The organism is Cytobacillus sp. OWB-43 (assembly GCF_034651445.1).
In the GTDB taxonomy this organism is placed as follows: Bacteria; Bacillota; Bacilli; order Bacillales; family Cytobacillaceae; genus Cytobacillus; species Cytobacillus kochii.
In genome coordinates, this window is sequence record NZ_JAYEFF010000001.1 from 854,709 (window position 1) to 879,033 (window position 24,325).

Annotated in this window: 23 protein-coding genes; 2 read left to right on the forward strand and 21 right to left on the reverse strand. The window is 34.8% G+C overall.

Annotation, left to right across the window (positions count from 1 at the left end; translation table 11 throughout):
* Window positions 1-582: 582 nt before the first annotated feature.
* Entirely contained in the window at window positions 583-1,677 is a 1,095-nt protein-coding gene (locus U9M49_RS04250) for a tyrosine-type recombinase/integrase (RefSeq protein WP_307313929.1), read from the forward strand.
* 637 nt (window positions 1,678-2,314) lie between these two features.
* Here the strand turns inward: U9M49_RS04250 and U9M49_RS04255 are convergent.
* The 15 genes from U9M49_RS04255 to U9M49_RS04325 all read right to left on the reverse strand — a co-directional run bounded on the left by U9M49_RS04255 (window position 2,315) and on the right by U9M49_RS04325 (window position 19,671).
* Entirely contained in the window at window positions 2,315-2,866 is a 552-nt protein-coding gene (locus tag U9M49_RS04255) for an NADPH-dependent FMN reductase (RefSeq protein ID WP_095373291.1), read from the reverse strand.
* Between the two features lie 170 nt (window positions 2,867-3,036).
* Window positions 3,037-4,956 carry a sigma 54-interacting transcriptional regulator gene (locus U9M49_RS04260; RefSeq protein ID WP_322909339.1) on the reverse strand — a complete coding sequence of 640 codons (1,920 nt, stop codon included), beginning with the start codon at window positions 4,954-4,956 and terminating at the stop codon, window positions 3,037-3,039.
* A gap of 57 nt (window positions 4,957-5,013) precedes the next feature.
* Complete coding sequence (locus U9M49_RS04265) at window positions 5,014-5,955, reverse strand: phosphotriesterase (protein WP_322909340.1); 942 nt, start codon at window positions 5,953-5,955, stop codon at window positions 5,014-5,016.
* Window positions 5,956-6,102: 147 nt separating this feature from the next.
* Window positions 6,103-7,410 (reverse strand): TRAP transporter large permease, encoded by a 1,308-nt coding sequence (locus tag U9M49_RS04270; protein WP_322909341.1) that lies wholly within the window; start codon window positions 7,408-7,410, stop codon window positions 6,103-6,105.
* Window positions 7,411-7,423: 13 nt separating this feature from the next.
* Entirely contained in the window at window positions 7,424-7,894 is a 471-nt protein-coding gene (locus U9M49_RS04275; protein ID WP_322909342.1) for a TRAP transporter small permease, read from the reverse strand.
* 71 nt (window positions 7,895-7,965) lie between these two features.
* Window positions 7,966-9,021: a TRAP transporter substrate-binding protein DctP gene (locus U9M49_RS04280; RefSeq protein ID WP_322909343.1), complete on the reverse strand. Its 1,056-nt coding sequence runs from the start codon at window positions 9,019-9,021 to the stop codon at window positions 7,966-7,968.
* Between the two features lie 40 nt (window positions 9,022-9,061).
* Entirely contained in the window at window positions 9,062-10,123 is a 1,062-nt protein-coding gene (locus tag U9M49_RS04285) for an LLM class flavin-dependent oxidoreductase (RefSeq protein ID WP_322909344.1), read from the reverse strand.
* 111 nt (window positions 10,124-10,234) lie between these two features.
* On the reverse strand, window positions 10,235-10,990 hold the full coding sequence (locus U9M49_RS04290; protein ID WP_322909345.1) for a carboxymuconolactone decarboxylase family protein: 756 nt from the start codon (window positions 10,988-10,990) through the stop codon (window positions 10,235-10,237).
* A 130-nt stretch (window positions 10,991-11,120) separates the two neighbouring features.
* Complete coding sequence (locus U9M49_RS04295) at window positions 11,121-11,879, reverse strand: SDR family NAD(P)-dependent oxidoreductase (protein ID WP_322909346.1); 759 nt, start codon at window positions 11,877-11,879, stop codon at window positions 11,121-11,123.
* Between the two features lie 12 nt (window positions 11,880-11,891).
* Window positions 11,892-12,686 (reverse strand): enoyl-CoA hydratase-related protein, encoded by a 795-nt coding sequence (locus tag U9M49_RS04300; protein ID WP_322909347.1) that lies wholly within the window; start codon window positions 12,684-12,686, stop codon window positions 11,892-11,894.
* Window positions 12,687-12,710: 24 nt separating this feature from the next.
* Window positions 12,711-13,475: an SDR family NAD(P)-dependent oxidoreductase gene (locus U9M49_RS04305; protein ID WP_095373281.1), complete on the reverse strand. Its 765-nt coding sequence runs from the start codon at window positions 13,473-13,475 to the stop codon at window positions 12,711-12,713.
* Between the two features lie 30 nt (window positions 13,476-13,505).
* Complete coding sequence (locus U9M49_RS04310) at window positions 13,506-14,741, reverse strand: acyl-CoA dehydrogenase family protein (RefSeq protein ID WP_322909348.1); 1,236 nt, start codon at window positions 14,739-14,741, stop codon at window positions 13,506-13,508.
* Between the two features lie 24 nt (window positions 14,742-14,765).
* The gene (locus U9M49_RS04315) at window positions 14,766-16,886 is read right to left on the reverse strand and encodes an acetate--CoA ligase family protein (protein WP_322909349.1); all 2,121 of its coding nucleotides are present in this window, start codon (window positions 16,884-16,886) and stop codon (window positions 14,766-14,768) included.
* A gap of 386 nt (window positions 16,887-17,272) precedes the next feature.
* Complete coding sequence (locus U9M49_RS04320) at window positions 17,273-17,689, reverse strand: PaaI family thioesterase (RefSeq protein WP_322909350.1); 417 nt, start codon at window positions 17,687-17,689, stop codon at window positions 17,273-17,275.
* A 290-nt stretch (window positions 17,690-17,979) separates the two neighbouring features.
* A complete protein-coding gene (locus U9M49_RS04325; protein WP_322909351.1) occupies window positions 17,980-19,671 on the reverse strand; it encodes a methyl-accepting chemotaxis protein in 1,692 nt (563 codons plus the stop codon).
* 239 nt (window positions 19,672-19,910) lie between these two features.
* Here U9M49_RS04325 and U9M49_RS04330 point away from each other — a divergent pair, with 239 nt between their 5' ends.
* Window positions 19,911-21,095, forward strand: a complete 1,185-nt coding sequence (locus U9M49_RS04330; RefSeq protein ID WP_095373276.1) for a NupC/NupG family nucleoside CNT transporter — start codon at window positions 19,911-19,913, stop codon at window positions 21,093-21,095.
* A gap of 95 nt (window positions 21,096-21,190) precedes the next feature.
* On the opposite strand, the gene U9M49_RS04335 is transcribed toward U9M49_RS04330, so the two are convergent.
* From U9M49_RS04335 to U9M49_RS04360, 6 genes are all read right to left on the reverse strand, one after another.
* Entirely contained in the window at window positions 21,191-21,910 is a 720-nt protein-coding gene (locus U9M49_RS04335; RefSeq protein WP_322909352.1) for a DUF2812 domain-containing protein, read from the reverse strand.
* Window positions 21,903-22,223 (reverse strand): PadR family transcriptional regulator, encoded by a 321-nt coding sequence (locus tag U9M49_RS04340; protein ID WP_095373274.1) that lies wholly within the window; start codon window positions 22,221-22,223, stop codon window positions 21,903-21,905. The genes U9M49_RS04335 and U9M49_RS04340 overlap by 8 nt, the downstream gene beginning before the upstream one ends.
* 208 nt (window positions 22,224-22,431) lie before the next feature.
* Window positions 22,432-22,938 carry a GNAT family N-acetyltransferase gene (locus U9M49_RS04345; protein WP_322909353.1) on the reverse strand — a complete coding sequence of 169 codons (507 nt, stop codon included), beginning with the start codon at window positions 22,936-22,938 and terminating at the stop codon, window positions 22,432-22,434.
* A 221-nt stretch (window positions 22,939-23,159) separates the two neighbouring features.
* Entirely contained in the window at window positions 23,160-23,339 is a 180-nt protein-coding gene (locus tag U9M49_RS04350) for a DUF6440 family protein (protein ID WP_307313880.1), read from the reverse strand.
* Window positions 23,340-23,658: 319 nt separating this feature from the next.
* Window positions 23,659-23,784, reverse strand: coding sequence for a hypothetical protein (locus tag U9M49_RS04355; RefSeq protein ID WP_267892241.1), 126 nt, complete (start codon window positions 23,782-23,784; stop codon window positions 23,659-23,661).
* A 107-nt stretch (window positions 23,785-23,891) separates the two neighbouring features.
* On the reverse strand, window positions 23,892-24,047 hold the full coding sequence (locus tag U9M49_RS04360; protein WP_322909354.1) for a hypothetical protein: 156 nt from the start codon (window positions 24,045-24,047) through the stop codon (window positions 23,892-23,894).
* Window positions 24,048-24,325 lie beyond the last annotated feature (278 nt).

Genomic DNA, 24,325 nt, shown 5'->3' on the forward strand with positions numbered 1-24,325 from the left:
TTCTGTTCGACTATAAGGGAGCTTGCATGTACCACTGGAAATTAAGATTTCCAGTGGTACACTTGCTCGAATCGTAGGGCATTTATGCAAAACATTGTTTTTTATAATCAAAATACATGTAAAAATGAACTTAGGGAAAATAGCCAACTTATTCCTGGCTTACATATGTACAATTAATGAACAAAAAGCTCTCCTTTGTAGAAGCAAAATCGACGCCTTCCGATTCCATACCTAGCACATTGCCACTTCTTTTTGATTTCATCCCTCCTAGTGGTTTTTAGCTAAATCTCATTAATTATAATATTTTATTATATTTACTAATAATATTTTTGAAATCTGATTCTTTCATTTATCTGAATAATATCCCTTTATACCAAGAGATATTTTATAAGAAACGAATGAGTAAATACCTATTAAAAAAAAGATAATTTCGTCTGAGGGCGATTCTCAAGCATCCTAATTACTGGAAATATATAATTTTATTTTCATAGATTTCTATGATAATATATAAGTAAAGATAATTACGCATTATCTTTACTATACATAATATAATTATTGTTAATTAAAAAGGAGTTCCTTCTTATGGATGAATTAATTTTATTACATACCATTTCAAATGAAGATTATTTACGGCAATTACAAAATCGGCTAGCATCTAGTAACTTACTAGATTCCAATCGAAATCTCAGCTTAAAAAATGCCAGTGATCAAGAATTACTTGAAATGTTTTTTGTCGTAAAGATTTTTACAAGTAATAAAGAGTTATCTCCCCATACTTTGAAAGCTTATCGTACAGATGCAAAAACATTATTAATTTTTATGAATGATCATCAGCTTGGATTTAGAGATATCGGTTTTCCAGAAGTGAAAGCCTATAATCATTATATTAATGAAAAATATGCACCAAAATCGGCAATTAGAAAATTAGAATTTTTTCGGAGAATATTAGACTTTGGCTATGAGACACAATTTTATGTCGCACATTTATCTACGTGGGTTTCGAAACCTTCTAGTAAAAAAGGGCATTTTGCCCAACCGGATAGCGGTCAAGTACGAGAACTAACACCTCATGATGCTGAACATTTGATAGCCTGCTTTCCCCAAGTTGTAAAAGCAAAGAAAAATCGAGAGGCCTTGCAAAATCGCAACTTATTAATTGGATATTTACTTTATACAACCGGTATGCGTGCCAGTGAGTTATTAAGCTTGAACTGGGGAAGTTTTCGTATTAACCGTAGAGGAGCACTTTATGCTGATGTGTTAGGAAAAGGAAAAAAGCATCGTTCCATACCCATTCGAGGAGAAGTAAAAGAAGTTCTCTTTACTTATCGAGAAAGTATTTGTGCACCGATAGAATGGAATAGCAATGATACAACGCCTCTCTTCTTCTCCCTCTACAATAAAAATGATATTGAGACAGATCCAAAGCGCTTGTCCTATCCTGCCTTGTATAAAATTGTAAAAGAAGCCGTTACCTTAGCAGGAAAACAATCAAATATCTCCCCGCATTGGTTCAGACATACATTTGTTACGATGTTGCTCGAAAACGATGTCCCCCTTGCCGTTGTCAAAGATTGGGCTGGACATGCAGATATATCGACTACCAATATCTACTTGGAAAGGATTAATCAAGATGATTCATTTAAACATTTACAAAAAGTGTCTATATTTCAATAATACCCCTATAAAGTTTGTTTTGCATGCCATCCCCTTTTGAATGTTTGAGGCAATGGCTTCGGACTATTCGCCTGTTTATCTTTAAATTGGTGAATAGTCATATCTATCAAGAAAAGAATATAAGCTTTTTCTCTATCACTCTGCATTCGTTTGTCGTTTGCTACCTTTAGATTTCATGTCAGTCCGTACCCTTTAGTTTAGCTCATTACAATTTTTACCTTTGCTTATGTGGGAGTACTCAATAAAGGGGCTGGGTAATCACTAAATGAGCTAACCTTAAAAACAATCAGTAACAAATGATGATCTTAAGAACATCATTTGCAAAAAAGTCCTTACCATTGTGCTACAGACACTCGCTTTCCGAGATAAGGGGCTGAGCTTCCACGGCATTGCTTGCGGGGTCGCAGCTTTCCCATTTCACTATTTACATCATATAAGGAAATCATTACAAAAAATCCGAATGATTAGATGTTAGATACCCCTAATCACTCGGATCAATCCTTAGCTAGAATACTTATGTCCCAACCTCTTTTGAAAATATGATGATGTCTAACAATAGGATGAAAATAAGCGCTACTACATGCAGAGATTGGCTGTTTGATTTTGAGTAATCGCTATCTTCTTATTGAGTCTCTTCCTATTTAATATATTGTGTTTTAGATAATGCTTGATTCATATAAGCCAGTTCACTGGCTAAGTTTTTCACTCTTAATAAGACATCTTTATCAATTAGTTCGTTCTTATGATTGAAATGATCAATATGTGCGTACACATAGCTTGGAGATACATATGCACGAAAATAGCCTGCAATCGGTTTTAATTGATTTTCAATTACGAGATAATGTTGATATGTTCCTCCTGTCGCAATAAATCCCATGACTTTGTTACGAAATACATCTGGAGGAACTAAATCAAACAAATTTTTAAGTACGCCTGTTATCGATCCTTGAAAAATAGGTGATCCGATAACATAAAAATCAGCGGAAGTGATGGTTTCAATCACTTTTTTTGTATCATCATTGTAATCAGAAGGATGTCTGCCATCACAAAATTGCAGGTCAAAATTCTTTAAGTCTAGTAACTCTACTTCTATTTCAGGGTGAATTGATTTTAATTCATCTAATACTTTATTTACTACGACTAACGTTTTCGAGCCTGTTATTGTTCCAGAAATCCCTAATAATCGCATCCTTAATCTCCCCTTTATTTAGCATTGTTAATATAAGATTAAGTTGCAATATTTATGCCAATTTAAAAAGTAGTGATTAGATGACACAGCTTATTTTATATGTATCATATTCGAACCAATATGATGAATTTTGCAACATTGGGAGCGTTAAGATTCGACGATGATTATATTCAAATTAATTCTTCTTCATTTAACTTCCGCCATAATGTACTTCTGCTGATCCCTAGTAATTTTGCTGCCTCACTTTTGTTCCCATTTGTTTTATTTAGCACATCTTTGATTGTACTCATCTCTGCTTTTTTTATTAGATCTTGAGATGACGTATTTTCGGCATAAAGGTCAGCATTTAATTGTGAAAAGTCATTATCCTCTAATGTTTCAATTAAATAATGCATTAACTCTTTTCTAGTCAACTTTGTTGGTGATTCTAAGTAGGCAAATAACCGTTCAAGATTGTTTTCCAATTCCCTAATATTTCCCTGCCATTGGTACTCTGCTAATAGTTCTGTCATTTCATAAATGTGCTCATTTATCGTATGTAAAAAATGAGGATATCGCTTGGCAGTATAAGATAAAACCAAATCTTCCAAATCTTCTTTGCGTTGATTTAATGTCGGTAAAATAAGATTTAATACACTAATACGATAAAATAAATCTAAACGAAACTCACCTTTCCTCACTTTTTCAAGCAAGTTCACATTTGTAGCAGCAATAATTCTCACGTCTATTGGGATAATCGAAGCACTTCCCACACGTCTAACGACTTTTTCTTGAAGAATTCTTAATAATTTTGATTGCATGCTTAATGGGATTTCTCCTAATTCATCTAAAAATACAGTACCTTTATGAGCAAGTTCGAATAAACCTGCTTTTCCCTCTTTTTTTGCGCCTGTAAAAGCACCTTCTGTATAACCAAAAAACTCTGATTCAATTAAGTTTTCCGGGATTGCTGCACAATTGATTGCAATAAAAGGTTCAGATGAGCGAGAGCTTTCATTATGTATACTTTGTGCAAAAAGCTCTTTCCCAGTTCCTGATTCTCCAATGATTAAAACATTTGCATCGGTTTTCGCAAACTTTCTGGCCTTTAACTTTGTCTTTTGAATCGCTCTACTCTTACCGACAATATCATGAAAGTCGTAAATGGCGCGATTGGATTGATCATATAACTTTTTTCTTATTTTCTTTTCATGTTTTTGTATCTCGTCCGTGTCCGAAATAATGATAACCGTTCCGTCAAAAATACCTTTAACATAGATTGGGAAGGAGTTTAAAAATAAAGTTTTGTTTTTATAATCAAGTAATTTCCCCTTGATAGGAACATTTTGTTTTGAGCTTTTAGAAATAAAACCAAACTCCCCAATTTCATTGATTGAAATCCCTTTCAAATCTCGATATTTTTGTAGATCTAACAATTCGATTGCTTTTTGATTGATTTGAAGGATTCTGTTTGTTACGTTTAAACTAATGACACCTTCATTAAAATGTTCTAATATATATTCTTGACGTTTTAAATTACTTTGCTCTTCAAATCTCCCGGTTAATACATTGAATGCAATATCGACTGCCTGTTTTACACTTTCTCTTCCATACCAAATGAACCCGCTTAATCCTTTTTTAATAGCTTTAGAGACAATTAAGCCAGAACCTATGACACTATTTTGATTGTTCGCAACAAGCTCATCGATTAAATCATCAATGGACTCTACATTCGGATAAGAGTATTGGTTAATCTTTATATTCAATAAATTTTCTAAATCCGACAAATCTTCCTTAAAAAACTTTTCTTTATAATTAATAATATTAATTTCATTTCCAAGTCGTACGGCTTGATTTAATGCTTTTAGAAATTCATTCGTTTGTACGCGAAATGGAATCAAATGTCCTCTAACATGACGCTTCTTAAACTCTTCATAAATGGTAGCACCACAAATTAATACATCATCATTTTGTATATAGGTAGGGTTTTTCAAAATATCTTTTGCTTCTAATTTTTGTACTACTAATTCTTGGAAATTTTGTTTCCTTATTGAGATTTCTTCTTCGACAAACACATCCAAAGGTGAAAAACCAGTTACAAATAACTTCATCCTCATCCCCCCTTATCTAACGATATTAATGAAACATTTGGGTATGTTGATTTTCAATTAATTTAACCATGTTTTCACATTTTCATAGAGCATCGTATGGATTTGTTCTTCACTTACCCCATCAGCTATCAACATAGGAACCACTTTATCTAATAAAAATGTCATTGACCAATCGGGGTATACTTCCTTTTTTAAACTTTCAGGTTTATATCTATCTGTCGTACAACAATAATCTTGTGATAAAAACATTCTATTAGTGTATCCTTTTTGAATAAGCGCGTTTATTGTCGCATTTCGTCTTTCTGTTGATAAAGTAGAGGTAAGACCATAGCGGTCCATTCCGATATAAACCCCTTTATCTAACAATCTTTCGAGATAACCCAGTTGGTCAGTGTCCCCACAATGACCGATTAGGACTTTATTCAATTGAACGCCTTCCTCTTCAAAAATTTCAATTTGAGTGAGGCCATTTTCTTTGGAGGGTACTGAATGAGTCATGATAGGTACTCCTGTGCGGAGGTGTGCCCGAGCGACTGCTCTTAAAACTTTTTCTACTTGAGGAGTAAGACCAGGAACATCCGTTGCACATTTTAAAAAGCCTGCTTTGATCTCACTATTTTGAACGCCTACTTCAATATCCCTTACAAATTGTTCTACCATAAAGTCGATGTCATTGAACATAAAGCGTGTCGGTAAATAATGAAATGTAAAGATACCTGCAGCAGCAATGATATTTACTCCTGATGCCCTAGAAACCCTTTGCATAAATCTGACGTCACGATCTAGTCCCATTACACTTGGATCAAAAATAGTCTGTACCCCTTGTTTCTTAACACCAAGCACTTGTTCTAAAGCTAATTGATATTCTTCATCATGATTGTATAAATGGGGGAATTGAACAGCGACTTCTTCTGCTCTTGTCCTTAAATGTTCATGGATAAGTGTTTTACCTAGTTTGTTGACTTCAATTGGCCCGGTAACCGAATGAATTACTTTCATATATTCAACCTCCATTCATTTTTTAATTATTTCATAAATTTATAATTTTGAATACAAATGAAGGGAGAAGATAGATGTAGTAAACGTTTTCATTTTCACCTTCTCCCTGATTGAAGCAAGTTGGATGTACTTTTGAAGAAAATTGAATCACCTTACGTAATTCGGTAGAAATAGGGCGATTTCAGGGAAAATATATAACAATATTATTAATGATAGAATTGGAATCATGAACAATAGTGCGCCTTTAAATATGGATTGAAGGTCAAGGTCGTCCACGACGCCCTTCAACACAAAACAATTCATCCCAACTGGTGGTGAAATTAAGGCCATCTCTACGAGGAGAACAATAATTACGCCAAACCAAATCAAATCAAATTCAAGCGCTTGAATGATTGGCATGATGATTGGGATTGTGACGACAATCATTGCCATTGTATCCATAATGGCTCCTAAAATTAAATACATAAGCACAATGAGTAAAAAAATCATTGTTGGTGATAATTCTTTACTAAATAAAAAGTCGGCTAATAGATTCGGTACTCTCGTAATCGTCAAAATAAAGTTTAAGAGAAATGCCCCCATCACAATAGCGAAAATAAAACCAGTCGTTTTTACTGTACTAAAAATCGCTTCACGAAATCGAGCGAATGTCAGTTTTTTTCTTAATAAGGCAACAAGTAAAGCACCTAATGCCCCAAAACCAGCTGCTTCTGTAGCGGTGAAAAATCCGATATATATTCCACCCATAACTAGGATAAATAGTAAAATAATCCATATATTCGTTTTTAAAGATTTAACTTTTTCACTCCAAGGTACGTTGTTCTCATAAGTCCCCGAAACTAAACTAGGCTTGATCAATATACTAATCCATATCGTTAGCATAAAAAAAAGCGTCAATAAAATTCCAGGTACAATGCCTGCCATTAGTAACTTGCCTATAGATTGCTCGGTCATCATGCCATAAAGAATGAACATGGTACTTGGAGGGATAAGTATGCCTAATGTTCCTCCTGCGACAATCGATCCACCTGTTAAGCTTTTAGCATAGCCCGCTTTGAGCATTTCTTTTGATGCGACGACTCCAATGGTTCCTGTTGTTGCTAAACTCGAACCTGAGGAAGCGGCAAACATAGCCGATGCCCCAATGGTTGCTATACCTAAGCCGCCTTTAAGCTTGCCGAACCAATTCTTGAATGCGGTGAATAATTCGTCACTAAATCCAGCAACATATAAAAATTGTCCCATTAATACAAATAGAGGAATGGTACTTAATGTATAGCTATAACTATGGTGCCAAATGATGCTTTCAATAGCAGTAAACAATGCATTTTCACTTTTTAAGACTAAAATACCTATACAGGCAGGTAACGCCATTGCTACTACAATCGGAATTCTTAAAAACATTAAAATAAACACAAAAACTAAAACAATTACACCTATAGCAGTTACATCCAAACGAATCCCCTCCCTACTTTCCTTGTGTGAGTAACTTAATGTGACCAACTATCTGCTTGATTGATTCAAATCCCCAGCCGATGAAACCAAATATTAATAGGGCTTTAAAGTAGAAAAAAGGTATCCTGAGAATGATAGAGGCTTCGGCGAGATCAAATTTGATGAAAAAAACATAAGCAACTAAAAAAGCGAAAATCGTAATTAATATAGAAGAAATTAAATCAATCACATATTGAACTTTGATTGGAAAATGATCTGCTAGGATCCCTACCGAAATATGAGCTCTTAGATTTTCAGTATACGAAAGGGCACCTACGATCAATGTAACCATTGTTAATTGGACAAGCTCAACATCACCGACAATCGGACTGCCTAAACCTCTTGATATAGCTGAAAAGGCAACAATTATCATCATTACTATCAATGAGAGGAATGCCAACCATTTATTGATTTGAGTACATTTCGAAATTATTTTCGCCCACATCTTTAACCCTCCAATCACAAATGATCACTACTATTAAAATATGTCGGGGCTCATTTAGTAGCCCCTTTTCATTATTCTGGAATGATAATCCCTTTATCTTCAAGTAGACTTGTAAAGTACGCCATCATTTCTTCGCCAGGATAGCCTCTCTTATTTGCAATTTCTACCCATTGATCCATTACAATTTTTGCAGGTTTTCTAAACGTAGCTAGTTCTTCTTCAGTAGGAATGATTACTTTGCCTCCATCTTCTTTTACATTCATTTCAAAAGTATCAATCGCTTTGTCAGCACTTTGTGTGTAAAGGTCTGTAATCAAACTGGCGTAGGCAGGGCCAAATTTTTCATAAAACATCTCTTTTATCTCTTCAGGTAAGCTCTCTAAAAAGTCATGATTCATCATAAACATTTGTGTTGCCACACCAATATCTAATTTCGTCATATAAGGACTCACTTCTTCTAATTTGAATCCATTTGCACCGACTGCGGTGTAAGCAACGGAATCGACTATGCCTTTTTCAACAGATTCATATAATTCTGTATTATTCAAGGATACTGGTATGGCGTCTAACTCTTTGAATAACTCGATTCTTTCAAGAACTGAATCGGCTATCTTCAGTTTCTTTAAATCCTTCATCGTACGAATTGGTTGAGTACTATATAATTGATAAGCGTCAGTGGAAGAAATTGACATAAATTGTCCTTCTTTAAAAGTATCTTTCATATATTTATCTTTGAATTGAGTAAGGACAGATTCTGCGATTGCGGGGTCATCAATTAGAAAAGGCAAATCACCAATAGTTAACGGGAAAAGGTCTGTATCTATATGTCTACCTGGTGATACAATTCCAGCTTCATAAAGGCCTGATTTTATATCTTCATAGGCAGAAGAAAGCTCTCCTAAAGCAGCACTAGGGAAAATATTAACTTGAACAATCCCATTCGTCTCTTCTTCAACCATTTCTGCCCACGGCTCTGCTACTTGTTTGGTAAAAGGATGTACAGGTCCGGCTGAAACATTTAAGTTTAATTGATATATTTTTTCGCCGGAAGCTGTTTTTTGAGAAGAACAAGCTGATAAAAACAAGAGTGAAATGAACAGTGTAACTATTAATGCCTTGTATCTCATAAAGTTCCCCCTTTTTAGTAAACGTTTTCATTACACCGCATTAGCGAATGGAATGTTCTGTCTGCGAAAAATATGGCATCACTTTTTCTGAGAACAACTTCATCGACTTTAACACTTGCCGTTGTGGTTGACCACCAATATTCATCCAAAGAATCATATTATTTAAACCTGTAATTCTCTTGTATTCTTGTATATCATGTATTACTTTTTCTGGTGATCCAACTAATGTATTCTCCGATTGTAAAAAATGTTGGTAATCTATATTTCTTTCTCTATCAATCACACCAAATGTTGGTCGGTTATCCCTTTCACTCATATACCATTCAAGCCCTTTTCTATATTCCTCTTGTGCTTGTTCAGTCGTTTCTGCAACATAGCAGAAAAGTAACTTTCCAGATCGAGCAACCGCATTTTCAACATATTCAGGAGTTAAACCTGATTCAAGTGCAGACTTTTTATACAATGCAATCTTGTGATTCGTATCTTCATTCGTTATTCCTCCTAGAACAAATGAATGCCCCTGTTTTGCTGCATTAATGATAGAAGAATCATTACCAGATACCATTACAAATATCGGTGGTCCTGAACGACGGACGGGTCTTGGGTAAACAGGAATGTCTTTGATATCAAAGAATTTTCCTGCATAAGTAACCTTCTCATTTTTCAATGCGGTAGTAAGAATATCTAATGACTCTAAGTATTTTTCATGACGTTGATCAAAGTCAATATTATATGCTTCATATTCTAATGCATCGTAGCCTTTACCAACGCCTAAATACAATCTACCATTACTGATAATATCAACTAATGCCATATCTTCAGCTAATTGTAATGGGTGATGGAGAGGTAATCTAGAAACGGCAGAGCCTAGCATAATTGTATTCGTTTGTGCGGCTGCTGCTGCCAGATAAACAGATGTAGAACTAACAACACCGTAAGCACGAGCATTATGTTCAGCAATCCATGCTGAATGAAATCCTAATTGATCAGCAACCTTTATTTGTTCTAATCCATCACGTAACTCTTCTGCATCAGTTTTCCAAGGGGCAACCGAATTCAAGAAGAATAGTCCAAATGTCATATCTTTTCCTAAAATAGGCATAATCCAACACTCCATTTCATTTGATTTTCAACTTTTGACTAAATATTACAAAAATTTAACTAGAGACTATTTATTGTATCTTTATAATCCCTTAAATCTAAGGACTTCTTTTTATATTTCTGAAAGCGCTTCTTCCAAAATAGGCAAGCTTATATGAAAAGTACTACTGCCTTGTGTACTGACAATTTTTAAAATTTCCATTATCTCTTCAAAGCTAGCTCCATACTTCAATGCATTTCTTATATGAATTCGAATCCCATTCTCGAATAAATGTGTTGTAGAGCTATCGATTGCAATATAAATAAATTCTTTTAGCTTTGCACTGATGATGTCTTTTTCCCAAGGGTTTGTTAAAACTTTAAGATAACTTTCAAAAAATGGTTCATCATTAACTAGAAGTATGTCACGAAAACGGTTCCAATAGCCCATTTTCTTTATAAACTGATCTTTTTGTTCCTTTTGGCTTTCGTTCAACTTTACAGGCATAGAATCGTTTGAGTACGCATTATATTCATCTACTAAAATCGGTATTCCTACTGCACAAGTATGCATGCCTAGCACACTAACGAGTTTAAGAACCTCGAATATTTCCTCTTTTTTTGCCCCGTGATTGATTGCGTTTTTCATATGCATTTCTAGTTTGCTTTGGCAAAGGTTTGTCGGAGAAGCGTTTATTGCGATATGAATCAGCTCAATTGTTTTTGCATCAAAAATATGATTTGTATAAGGAGTACATAAGAAGTCTTTGTATATATGATAAAAGTCAGTAACGAAAGTCGATATATAATCCATTATCGAATCCCAATAACCCATTTCTTTTAGTTGATCTTCTGCGATTGTTTTTTTAGTATTGCCGTTAGTTTCCAACGATAAATCCTCCTTCCGTGGGATGAAGAGATGGATTGATCCGTCAAGCAAAACTGGTGACTTAACTTGTTCTACATGATCAATTTTTCTATCCCCTTTTAGTCACAAGTTCAATAAAATCCATAGTCTGTTAATTATTTGGAGCTCCTGATACATAGATGATTTGTCCTGTAACATAATCGGATTTTTCTGTTGCCAAAAATTCAATGACATTTGCCACATCTTCTGGTTGACCAATTCTTCTTATTGGATTCCGATCGAGTATCGCTTGCTTCATTTGATTGAAATTATCAATTCCCCTCTTATGCGCATCGGCTTCAGACACTTTACTCATCTGTGTTTCTATATAGCCAGGGGCAACCGCATTAACATGGATGCCATGGGGACCAAGTTCAATGGCTAAAGATCTTGTCAGTCCTTGAATGCCTGCTTTTGCAGCAGCATAGTTGACTCTTCCTTGTGTACCTAGAGCTGCGACGGATGAAATTAAGATGATCTTTCCTTGTTGCTGTCTCTTCATATAAGGTGTAACCGCTCTACAACAATTAAAGGAACCTTTTAAATTTACATCAATGACTGTATCCCACTCATGATCCAACATATCATCAATTAGATGATCTTTTAATATTCCAGCACAATTGATCAAAATATCAATGCGATTAAACTTTTTATATACACTCTTTACAGCTTCTTCAACCTCTCTTCTATTCCTAATATCTACTTTTATTTCCTCAATATCGTCTTGATAGCCCTGCCATTTTCCTTGTTGTAAATCAAAAACAACTACTTTTGCTTCCTCACTCAACAATTTCTTCACTGTTGCTTCGCCTATTCCCCCTGCACCGCCTGTAATAATAGCCACTTTCCCTCTGAACATCCTGATAGGCATCCATTCCTCCTTTTAAATTTCTTGTTCATTAAACCATTGAATGGTTGGCTTAAGGCCCAATTCATTTATCTTCTCTCTAATTGATTGAATCCCTTCAGTCGTATGGATAATTGCATCCTGTTCTGGACCAAACATTACACTCGTTCTAAATCCTTGAATGTCCATTACGCGATTATGTGCTTGCTTCTTTAACTTCAAAATATCAAGAGGTGTTTTGGCAATTCCTTTAGCAATTTCTAATGTTTTATCTTCTAATTCAGCTTCTTTAAAACAACGAGCGGCAAATCCATACTCTGTTGCTTCAATACCTGTTATTCTACTTCCAGCTGTTAAGTCTAGTAATTTTGCTCGTTGATGCCCAATATGCCACCCCCAATAAATCCCGACAAATCCTCCTCCAAGAGGCAGAGAGGGAAAGCCAAATTGGGCATTCTCCGCTGTGATGACAAAGTCACATGAAGCTAATAGCTGTGTACCCCCTGCCAATGCATAACCATGCACTTGAGCAATGATTGGTTTGGGAAAGGCCCATATTCTTAACCATCTTTTCGTAAATTCCTCTAATTTATCTCGATCTTCAGTGACAGTCGGATGACTGTACTTACCAACATCGTAGCCTACACTAAAGGCTCTCCCACTTCCTTTTATAATGACTACACTAATAGAATCATCTTGTTCAATTTCGTTTAGCGCTTGATCAAGTTCTGTTAACAGCTGGTTATTTAAAGCATTTAATTTTTCTGGGCGATTCAATATGATATAGGCTATTCTTCCTTTTTTTTCTTGTAATACTGATAATTCTGACATCTGATGACCTCCCATATATATTTTTTAAAACCCACCACCACTAACATCCAATGTTACACCTGTAATATAAGATGCATCGTCTGAGCTTAAGAATGTAACAGCAGCAGCTTGCTCATGAGGTGCGGATGGTCTGCCGATTGGAACATTTCTTAATGTGGATCCAACATCTCGGTTCTTCCATATTTTCTGCATTCTCTCACCACTAACACAATAGCCTGGAGCAATTGCATTAATCCTAAATCCTGATGGGGAAAACTCTTTTGACATATGCTTAGTTAAACCTATAACAGCCGCCTTTGCTGCACTATAATGTGGCCTCATCGAATTATTTGGGTTGATTCCTGCTTGTGAAGCCATATTGACAATTGTTCCTTGTGTCCCTTTTTCAACATGATTTCTAATAAAAGATTGAGATACGAGGAAAATACTTTTTGTATTTAAATCAAATACACGATTCCACATGTCTTCTGTTAGTTCCAATAGATGAATGGGGTGTTCCATACAACCTCCACCCGCATTATTTATTAAAATATCGATAGTACCTAGTTGTTTCCAACAATCTTTGATGACATTGTTCACTTGATTACTCGATGTGACGTCACAAATCTTCGGTAGGCAAGAACCAGGAACTTGATGATTGATTTCATTACAAGTGACATGTAAAGATTGTTCGTCTATATCTAATACAATCACGCGAGCTTCTTCTTGAACAAAACGCTCGACAATTGATCTGCCAATTCCTGAGCCTCCTCCAGTGACGAGCGCAATCTTGTTTTTTAGTTTCCCCATTTCAGCTCCCCCTTGTAATAATGCTTCTGTTTAATTAAAGTTCAAGTCACCTTTTAATAGGCTTCTAGCTATTGTTCGTCTATGGATTTCTGATGTACCATCAGGGATTCGCAGGATTCTGGCATAACGGTATCCTGCTTCAAGCTTTAATTCATTTGAAACGCCGACTCCTCCATGAACCTGGATGACTTTATCATATACACGCCCTAACATTTCCGTACAGTAAGCTTTTACCATCGAGATTTCTTTCACCGGTTGCTTTTTCGTGTTTTCAATTTTCCATGCGCAATGTAAAGCCATATTCCTAGCAGCATAGATATCCATGGCAGATTCTGCGATCATATTTTGAATAGTTTGGTGCTCACCTATTGTTTTTCCAAACGTTTTTCGCATATTTGCATAATCTATTGCCTGTTTCAATGCCCATTGAGCAGAACCGATACATTTCCCGCTCATCCCTAATCTGCCATTATTAATCCCGTGCATAGCCTTTGTAAAGCCTTGATCTAATTCTCCAATAATATTTTCTTCTGGAACTCTTAATTGATCGATGCTAATAATTCCAGCATCCCCTCCTAATTCTCCCATAACTGGAATGACTGAATCTACGTTGAAGCCTGTGCTATTTGTTTCAACAAAGAAACAAGTAATTCCACCTTTTCTCTTCGCATGTAATTCGGGATTTGTCACTGCAAATAACATACAGTAATCCGCATAAGGTGCATTCGTTATCCACTGCTTTGTTCCATTTATTACCCATTCATTGTTCACTTTAACAGCCTTTGTTTTAATCCCCCAAACATCAGAACCGGCATCTGGTTCAGTTAAGCCAAAGCATAATGTTTTCTCTCCCTTTCTTATCCCATCTAGATACTCATCTTTTAGTTCTTGTTTCAACCCTCTCAGTACTGGTGTAATTCCATTGGTAAATGGAGAGGGAATCACTATAGGGTCGATTAGTTTTCGATTAGGATAGTTTTTTGCAATCGCTTCTTGCGTTAATAATGCCGTAATAGGTCCAAGTTCCTCTCCACCTAGTTCTTTATCCCCGAACATTGTATAAAAGCCAGCTTCTGCTGAAGCCACTCTTACTTCTTTTCTTAAGCTCTCAACCTTTGGATGACGTTTACCATTTTCTAGATAATAATTCCTTTCATTGTAGAGTAATTCTGCGTTTTCTTCTTCTAAAGGAATGACCTTTTTATCAATAAATTGTTTTAAGCCGTTTATAATTTCTAAAGTTTCTTCTGGTACAGTAAAATTCATGCATAATCCTCCTTCATTATTTATTTAACTTAATTTCATCAATGCGTCCGCAACCTTTACACCTTTCCTACCTTCAAATACCATAATAGGGTTTAGGTCAACTTCCTCTAAAACCCCTTCTTGCATACTGATTACAAAACTAAACTGTGAAATGAGATTACATAATGAGTCAACATCGTACTGAGTTTTTCCTCGAAACCCTTTTAAAATCTGGCTTGCTTTTAATTCCTCTACCATTTCTTTCGCAATTTTTGGTGATACCGGCGCTTTTCTCATTGAGACATCCTTAAAAACTTCAATAAAAATTCCGCCTAAACCGACAAGTATCATTTGGCCGAAAATGGGGTCTTTCTTTGCACCGACATACATTTCTATCGAATGATCGTTTATCATTTCCTGTATTAACACGCCATCAAATGCTGCCTCTTCTTCGTTTTGAATAATCGTTTTAAGTTGATTGAAAACTTCTTTTACTTCTTGGTCACTGTTAATATTTAATTGCACTAGTCCCTTTTCAGTTTTATGTAATATTTGTGGTGACATGCCTTTTAACACTACTGGATACCCTATTGAATTTGCCGATTCCACCGCTTCTGTTGGAGATAGTGCCAATTGCTCTACTGTTATAGGAATCTTGTAATGACTTACTATTTGTTTGCTTTGAAATTCTGTTAACGCTTTTTTACTAGAGTATGAAATGAATTGATTGATTCGATCAAGCGGTACCCTCACACCCTCGTCAGCAGACATTTCTTCTAGATGGTTTTTAGATTTTCTCAATTCATTCATTGCGGAAAGAATCTTTACAGCTCTAGTTGGGTCTTCATTTAAGACCATTCCCGATTCATGGATTAATTTTTTTGCTTCGGGATTACATAATGTAACCATGACACAAGGAATATCAGGAAATTGTTGTTTCATATGCATCAGAGATGTAAGCTTTGTAGCTAATGAATCCGGTTTCAATCCTGAAAAGCCTAAGAACACTATTGCTGCATCATATTGCCCACTCTCTAAAACCGCTTTCATAAAATCTTCTAATAATGTCGGCATGTAAGAGACTTGTGCTGTAGTATCGAGGGGGTTTTTCACTCCAGCAATAGGAATAATTGATTTTAAATGTCTTTGAACTTCTTTAGGCGTTTCTGGTAAAGTGAGTCCGTTTTCTATTACTTGGTCGGAAAGCATAATGCCTACACCTCCAGAGACCGTAAAAATGGCTACGCGGTGCCCTTTCATCCGCGGTAATTGTGCGAATGCGTTTGCTACATCAATAAACTCATCGATCGTCTCTGCCCTGTAGACGCCGTACTGTTTAAAAATCGTGTCATATACCGAATCAGAGCCGACCATTGAACCGGTATGTGACATAGCCGCCTGCATACCTACATCTGACTTTCCTACTTTTAGTAAGACGATTGGCTTTTTCTTTTGCGCAGCTAACTTAAACATATTGATTAATTTTTTTCCATCTTTTGTTCCTTCAAGATAACAGGCAATCACACTTGTTTTATCATCATGTACCAAATAATCGATGCAATCTGCCACATCAATATCACTTTCATTTCCAGTGGCAACAAAGTGACTAAAACCGATATGATGTTGTCTTGCTAAAGTAAAAACATGTGATCCAAATGCCCCACTTTGACTGACGAAACCAATTTTCCCTTCAGGTAATGGTTCTTCGTTTTCTAATATGGTGGAAAAGGTAGCATACATTCTTTTACTTGAATTAAATAACCCTAAACAATTCGGCCCTAATACTCTAATATGATGTTTTTTGGCAAGGGCAGTAATTTGATCTTGGTCTTTTTTGCCATCTTCCCCTAATTCTGAGAAGCCAGCACTAAAAATAACAACAGACTTCACATTCTTTTTGATACAAGCTAGAAATGTATGGAGAACTAATTTTTGTGGCAACGCAATAATTGCTAGATCAATCTCACTTGGAACATGCATAATGGTCTCATAACACTGCATGTCTTCGATCATTTCATAATTAGGATTAACTGGAAAAATGCTTCCTAAGAATCCATATTTCAATAAATAATCTAACGGTCTGCCACCAATTTTTTTTTTGTCAGGGGAACAGCCTATAATGGCAATACTTTCAGGCTCAAATAGAGATTTTAATTCATTCCGCATAAAAGACTCCTTTCATGAAGTAATTATTAACCTTTTTGCAATTTGTGTGCCAAAAAATTTAGAATAATTAAAATAATGGAGATAACTATTCTTGTTATAGAGAATCTTAAGTGACGGAGGGTGAAATTCAAATATCAAAACGATGAATGTGTTTCAAAATAAAATACTAGCTTTTTAAAATGAAACAAATAAAAGATTTCATACTGTTATTTGGGAACATCATTTTCATGAATTTTATGAACGTTAGTCTTATTAAACGCATAGTTAGTTTTTTTACTGAGCAGGTTTGATATACACTGGATAAATGGGGCGGCGGTTAGGTTGGATGCTAGTATTTTTAATTGAAAAATCCCTCCTGCAAGCAGAGGGATCCTCAATCATAAACGCTATTGTTTCTTGCTTTTTAACACATAAGTTGCTCTCCCTGTTGCTAATAGCTTTCCTTCTTCATCAAATATATCTGCTACACCAACTACCAGGGTCCCTCCTTTATGAATAATTTTGCCTTCTGCTTTTATCTCGCCTTTTGAAACTGTGCGGAAATAATTAATATTCATTTCAGCTGTCATAGCATTATGATGATCTGTGAGAATGGTTCTAACAGCTGTCCCAATGACAGAGTCGATTAAAACTGATATTACGCCTCCATGAACAACTAGATTCGGTTGTAGTAATTTCTTACTTACCGGTAGAATAAGTGTCGCCTTACCATCATCAATTTCTTCCAACTTCACCCCGATTAGTTGACGAAAATGATTGTTTTTCATCCGGTGTATTTCTTTATCCCATAGCTCATTTTTCAACGAAATCTCCCCTTCCTCACATAGGTATCTAAACAATTATGTATCATGCAAATTATATGCCTATCTCAACAAGTTAAGATTCTCCCAAATACTTTGTTAACTATTAACTGATGAAAAGCTGGTTGCCTTCATTGGATTGTTTGAATAGAAATATGAAAAAGACAGCCTGGGCGAGCTGTCTTTTTCTCCGTTTGAGGTGAATCAGTTTTTCAGAAGGATTACTATACTATATGTACAAGCAGGGAATGTGGACAAGGACAATGGTCTAATTTTTAAAATTTGGGCTACACTTAAATTTGATACTCTTTATTTAATTCTTTTAATTTTCGTGCGAGTGAGCTAATCTTTAAACCCTCTTCGTGACTTTGTGCCACTTCCTTCATTAAATGGTTTGAATCCATCACCATTTGCTCTGATTTTGCTAAAGTCTCTTGCGAAATCGCTAAAGCATATTCTGTTTTGTCCTCCATTTGCGGTAGAATAGTCTGTAAACCAACTAATTGTCGTTTTGATTCATCTATAATGTTACAAACAGAAAGGACTTCTTTCATTAACAAATCGAATGCTGTTCGATTCTTAGTCATGATCTCTTTATATTGTAAAAAATGGTTATTCGTTTCTTCAGATTCAAAAAGTGTTCTAGATGAGATGTCTTTCATTGAAATAATATTTTCTTTGACTAATTCAACAGCTTGTGCTGATTTTTCTGCCAAAGCACCGACTTCAGTTGCCACTACCGCAAAACCGCGCCCTGATTCCCCTGCTCGCGCTGCTTCTATGGAAGCATTTAAAGCTAGCAGCTTTGTTTGAGTTGAAATATCTTGTATAACTGAGGTCACCTTTTCAATAGAAGAAAAATAGTTATTCATTTGGGCAACAGTGTGAGTCATTTTTGAAAATGAAGTTGAAAAAGATTCAAATGTGGCGATGACTTTACTTATACTCTCTTCACCATCTACCGCAGTACCTTCCATTGTATATGCTTTTTTCATCATACTATCCATACTATCAAATAATTTATTGGTTTTTTCTTTCATAGATTGAAACTTCTTAATACTCTCTTCAGAACTAATGGCAGTTTGCTCTGCTCCCTGTTTTACCACTTGAATACCGACTAATAATTCTTCATTTTCTAATTTTACTTTATGAGAAATATGATCAAGACTATTGCCTGATTGGGATAAATTGTCTGTAGCATCCATTATATTTGTTAATAACTTCCTCATATGAGCAATCATTGTTTGATAACTATTAATAAGTGAGACAATTTCAGGTGTTGTACTTTCCATTTTTATATCATTTATTAGTTGTCCTTTACTAGCCTGTCTCATCATTATTGTTAACTTTGAAATAGGGTTGGTCAAATTTCTTACTAAAAGAATGACAATCACTCCAGTTACTAACAAACATAAAAGGACTGTTACACCAATAAACTGGTTCATTTCTGTTAATGTTTGTAGATACTGTGATTGAGGTATAGCAATAGTGTAGATTCCCTTTAATTCTTGAATGTTACGAAATGCTATCGTGTAGGTTTCCCCATTCATGTCACGCTCAATGATTCCATTTTGTTGTTGAGTAATAGTTTCAACAACGTTATCAGGAAAGTTAATTGGTCGATTTTCACTGACAGAAAAAGGGTCTGCTCCGTTTTGATTAATCAAAAAGAAATATGCACTGAATCCATCTTGGGCTAATTGTGATTCTTGTCTTCTGATCACTTGATTCAGTTTTGTTGTGTACTCATTCTCGTCATCTATGTATATGAGTAATAAATTTTGGGCAATTTCATAAATATAACTTGTTTCCTTATCAAGTCTTTGTTCCATAAAGCCAATAATAGTTTCTTTTGATTTACTAATAGAAATCATTGTCACTACCGTTGCTGAAAAAAGCAGAATAGTAATAACAATAATTAATAGCCTTGTTTGTAAAGAAAGTTTTCCAACAATCCCTTTGATGGCGTCTAAAACATTTTCCATATCTCTCTCCCCCTTGTTCTCATTATGAGGGTGAAATATAAAGAGAATGTAAATAAGGAGTTATAATTGTTTTAATTCTTTATACCCATTACTAAAGTAGCGAGAATGAAAAGTTGTGCACTCATTCTTAATACATTGAATAATGTAATTTCTGTCATTTTTTAATATTCATTTGACATCAGATGTCATACTACCTTATCATCAATACTATTGGAGAAAACTTTTTAAGGGGAGACATCATGGTAAATATTTTAATAGGAATTTTAGGTTTTTTTCTCGTTCTCGGCTTAGCATACCTTATTTCCAATGATAAAAAAAATATCAACTATAAAGCGATTGCTATTATGGTTGTCTTACAGATTATCATTACTTTATTCATGTTCCAAACAACCATTGGTTTAAAGTTAGTTGAATGGATTTCAAATGGCGTTACAACTGTTTTAAATTTCGGTTATGAAGGTATTGATTTTGTATTAGGTGGCTTGGTGCAAGAAGGACAAACAGTCTTCTTTATGAATGTACTTATGCTCATTATTTTCACTTCAGCATTATTATCCATTCTTACTTATATTAGAGTTTTACCACTCGCTATTAAGTATATTGGTGGGTTTTTAGCGAAAATTACCGGTTTGTCAACAGTAGTTACATTCAATAGTATTAACTCCATTTTCTTTGGCCAAAGTGAAGCACTATTGGCGATTAAATCACATTTAGCAAGAATGAGTGATAACAAACTATTTATTATTAGTACATCAGCAATGGGGAGTGTATCAGCTAGTATTATGGGCTCTTACATGACAATGGTTCCTCCTCAATATGTTTTAATAGCGATGATTTTGAATTCGCTTTCAGGCTTGATTATCGCGACAATGATGGCTCCGATCAAAAACAATGAAAAAGAAGAAATTGATGTAAAAGACGTAACGGGGTCAAAATCATTATTCGAAGCTATTTCTAACGGTGCACTTGATGGTGGTAAAGTAGCTTTAATCGTTGCAGCTATGCTTGTTGCCTATATTGCGTTAATGGCTTTACTTAATGCCATGTTTGATGGAATATTCGGTATGGATCTAACAACAATACTAGGTTATATATTTGCTCCTGTTGCCTGGTTGATGGGTATACCATCAAATGAAATTATTACAGCAGGATCCATTATGGGAACAAAACTTGCTACAAACGAATTTGTTGCAATGTTACAATTCCAACCACTTATTGGAGAGCTTTCAGAGAAAACAGTTGCGATTATTTCAACATTCTTGATCTCTTTCGCTAACTTTAGTTCAATTGGTATTATTAGTGGTTCGATTCAAGCTATTAATGGTGAAAAAGCGGCAGTCGTTGCTAAATTTGGTTTGAAGATTCTATTAGCAGCAACATTGGCGTCTACCTTAACATCCATTATGGTCGGTTTATTTAGTTAAACACAAAAAAAGGCATATATCTCTATGCCTTTTTTTCGTGTTAAAATCATGAGTTTGTTCGACTGAACTTATACTTACTTTGATTAAATCTAAAGTCACCGCCCTAAGATCTTATGATAAAAAGATAAAATTGACCAGATGAATATAGGTAGCACAAAAGCACCTATAAGCATATAAGCGAGCGTTTTAATTGCATCATTTGGGCCGCTTCCATAAAACAGAAAATTTGTCAATGTAGCTAAAAATAATATGATTATTGTATTTATGAAAAATACACTTCTTTGTTTCCCTTGAACTTTCCATTTATTTGATTGAATTTTAATCGCTGTCCAAACAGCTGGGATTGCTATGATTGTTAATATTACTGCTACAATTGTGAGTATATTTGCTATCATTCCAGTTGTAAATATTGTACCCGTCCAAGAACTTACTGTAAACAACACTAATGCTCCTATTCCCCATCTTGCCGTGTTACTTAAAGATTCTTCATGTTTTTGGGCAAGTGTTTCCATATCTGAATAAATTGGTTCAGTACCAGGATCGGCGCGAAATAAATGAATACCTGCTTCTGAGAAAACGTGGTTCCAACCTGCGTCTTCAAAATAGCTTAAATATTCCTCTTCCTCATTTTCTTCTACTGTACGGTAATCAATGCTGTATATATACTCTTTTTTCTCACCTTTCACCAATGTATAACCCATGAAACTTAGCTTTTTAACATGCCACCCTTTAAGAGACTGCTGCCTCAGTTTCTCCATATCTTTGCTTTCTGCAAATGCTAATCCACCAGACATCATATACTTTGATTTACTCATTGTCCATTCCTCCCAATCCTTCTTCAGCTAATTGAACCATTAGCTTTCTCACATTCATTTCATCTTTTAAAACCACTTTACCTTGTTTAGTCAATTCATATACTTTTCTTCTTGAATCTGAACCGTCCTGTAAATAAATCCATTCTTGTTTTAAGAGCTTCTTTATAATCGTATACATCGAGGCTGGCCCAATGGCTATTCTCCCCTGTGTAGTCTCTTCGATCAAAGACATAATTGCATATCCATGCCTTGGACGGGTTAGTGCCGTCATAATATAGAACATAGAATCGGTAATCTGCCCTTCTGATTTCAATTTACATCATCCTTAATGTATTCTTTTTTGATATATCACAAATGGATATATTAAGAATATATCACTTTATGATATAAGTGTCTATAGTTATATCATAAAGTGATATAAATTTTTATAAAAAAAAGCTTCCTTCAACATAAAGAAGCTTTCTAGTCAATATTAACGGCGAACATATCTTTGCAATTTTAATTTACTCAAACATTGCGCACTACTTCAAAGAATATACCATCAACCAATGACTACCCTTATTCATTTTTCTCATTTTCGTAAACCCAACTTTTTCATAACAAGCAATAGCACGATGATTGTTAGTCGCAGTATCTAAAATAACCATCTTTGCTTCAGTTCTTTGCGCAATGTATTCAACAAATAGTTTCACCATTCTTGTTCCAATACCTTTTCCGAAAAGCATGGGTTCACCGATGAACTGATCGATTCCATAAATCAGTTCATTGTCCCTAAATCCAAAATATTCATTATCTACCTGATAATACTGCATAAATCCAATCGGTTGATCTTTGAGTTCTACGATAAATGGTGGGACATTGATTTCGCCGTCTATACGAGGACCGTATTTCTCTTTCACCATTTCTAGAGAAAAAGGTTCATTGACATCTCCGTAGAATGTCAATACTTCTTTCGTACTTAACCATTTACTCATATACTGATAGTCATTTTCACACATTTTTCTTATAAATAAATCATTTTCCTTCAACACGAACTCTCCTGTTCAAGATATAGAGTGACCTCTCGCACGCATAAAAACAGAAATGTTTGACGACCAACCTACCGAATAAGAAAAGTCTCCCCTTGGAAAAATAATCGTATCTTAACTGTTCCAAAGAGAAACAACTGAAATTCCGAATATTTATTCATATGTTTATCCATACACATACCTGCTTAATAGGACTGAATTTTCAGTTAATTAATTACACACTATTTCTTAAAGTCCTTATCTATTAAAGGTTTACCATCTGAATCAACCATAACAGTTAATCCACTGACCGGACCTGCATAATGGAACATATACATCACTCCGGTTTCATTATCTCGAATAATCTTAAAAATTTCTATTTTCCCTTGAGAATAAATTGTTTCAAAACGTTTATTATCCATCATTCAACGCTCCCTACATCTTTTTTAATGAAGTTCCTCTGAGGTAATATAGCTGTATATAAGTTTCATTAACTTATTTTTACCATAAAACCATCTCTTGGACAATGCACATTTCAAAGCATTTCTCTTTTAGAGATTAAATCGAAAATTTTCATAAACAATTCTTAAAAATAAAATTAACTCCATGAAAGTGATATAGCAGACTAAATTATTATTATTCCATTCAGTTAAAGTCCACTCAACGCCTGTATTGAGTGAAACTAAAATTCACCTAAATAAAAGCTTGTTAACTTCAAAAGCTAACAAGCCAAAAATGATCTTATTCTGTTTTTCTTTTTTGATCTTTGTTTCGTTTATTTCCCTTACTATTATCACCACTTATTGCGCTTTGAGTTCCTTGCGGTGAGCTTTGGTTCTTACTGCCGTTATTAGGTACTTTCGTCAAACTGCTTCACTCCCTTCTATTAAGGAGTATTGTGGACCTTTCGAGAAAATTCTATACAAGCCCTCTTCTTATCAAATCACGAGGCGAGTAATTCCATCCATATTGCTCTATTGTTTTTTTGAATGATAACCAGTGGTTTCTTCCTCAAAGCAAGAAAAACAAATCATTTTACCATCAGCTTCAAGAACACCACCTAAAAATCCGCCATGACAATAAATCCCCTCACCACAACTACGACATTGACCAAGATACTCTTTTTCCATATATCCTCCTTTAAAAATAAGTGCTCTTTTTACTTCAGACCTTAAAATACTTCATATGTTCTTTTGTAGAATTGAGTCCGATCAAATGAATCTCAAAATTAACTTAGGTTATATATATATTTAGACAACCAGAAAACATATTCCCTCTAGTTTGAAGCCATTTGATGAGAATTTTTGGTAAACTTAAAAGGTACTTTGAGTTTTTATAAAGGAAGAAACACGTAAAATACAAGTGCAAGTTGTAATAAGAGACTTTCTTTTATCATATAGCTACAAAT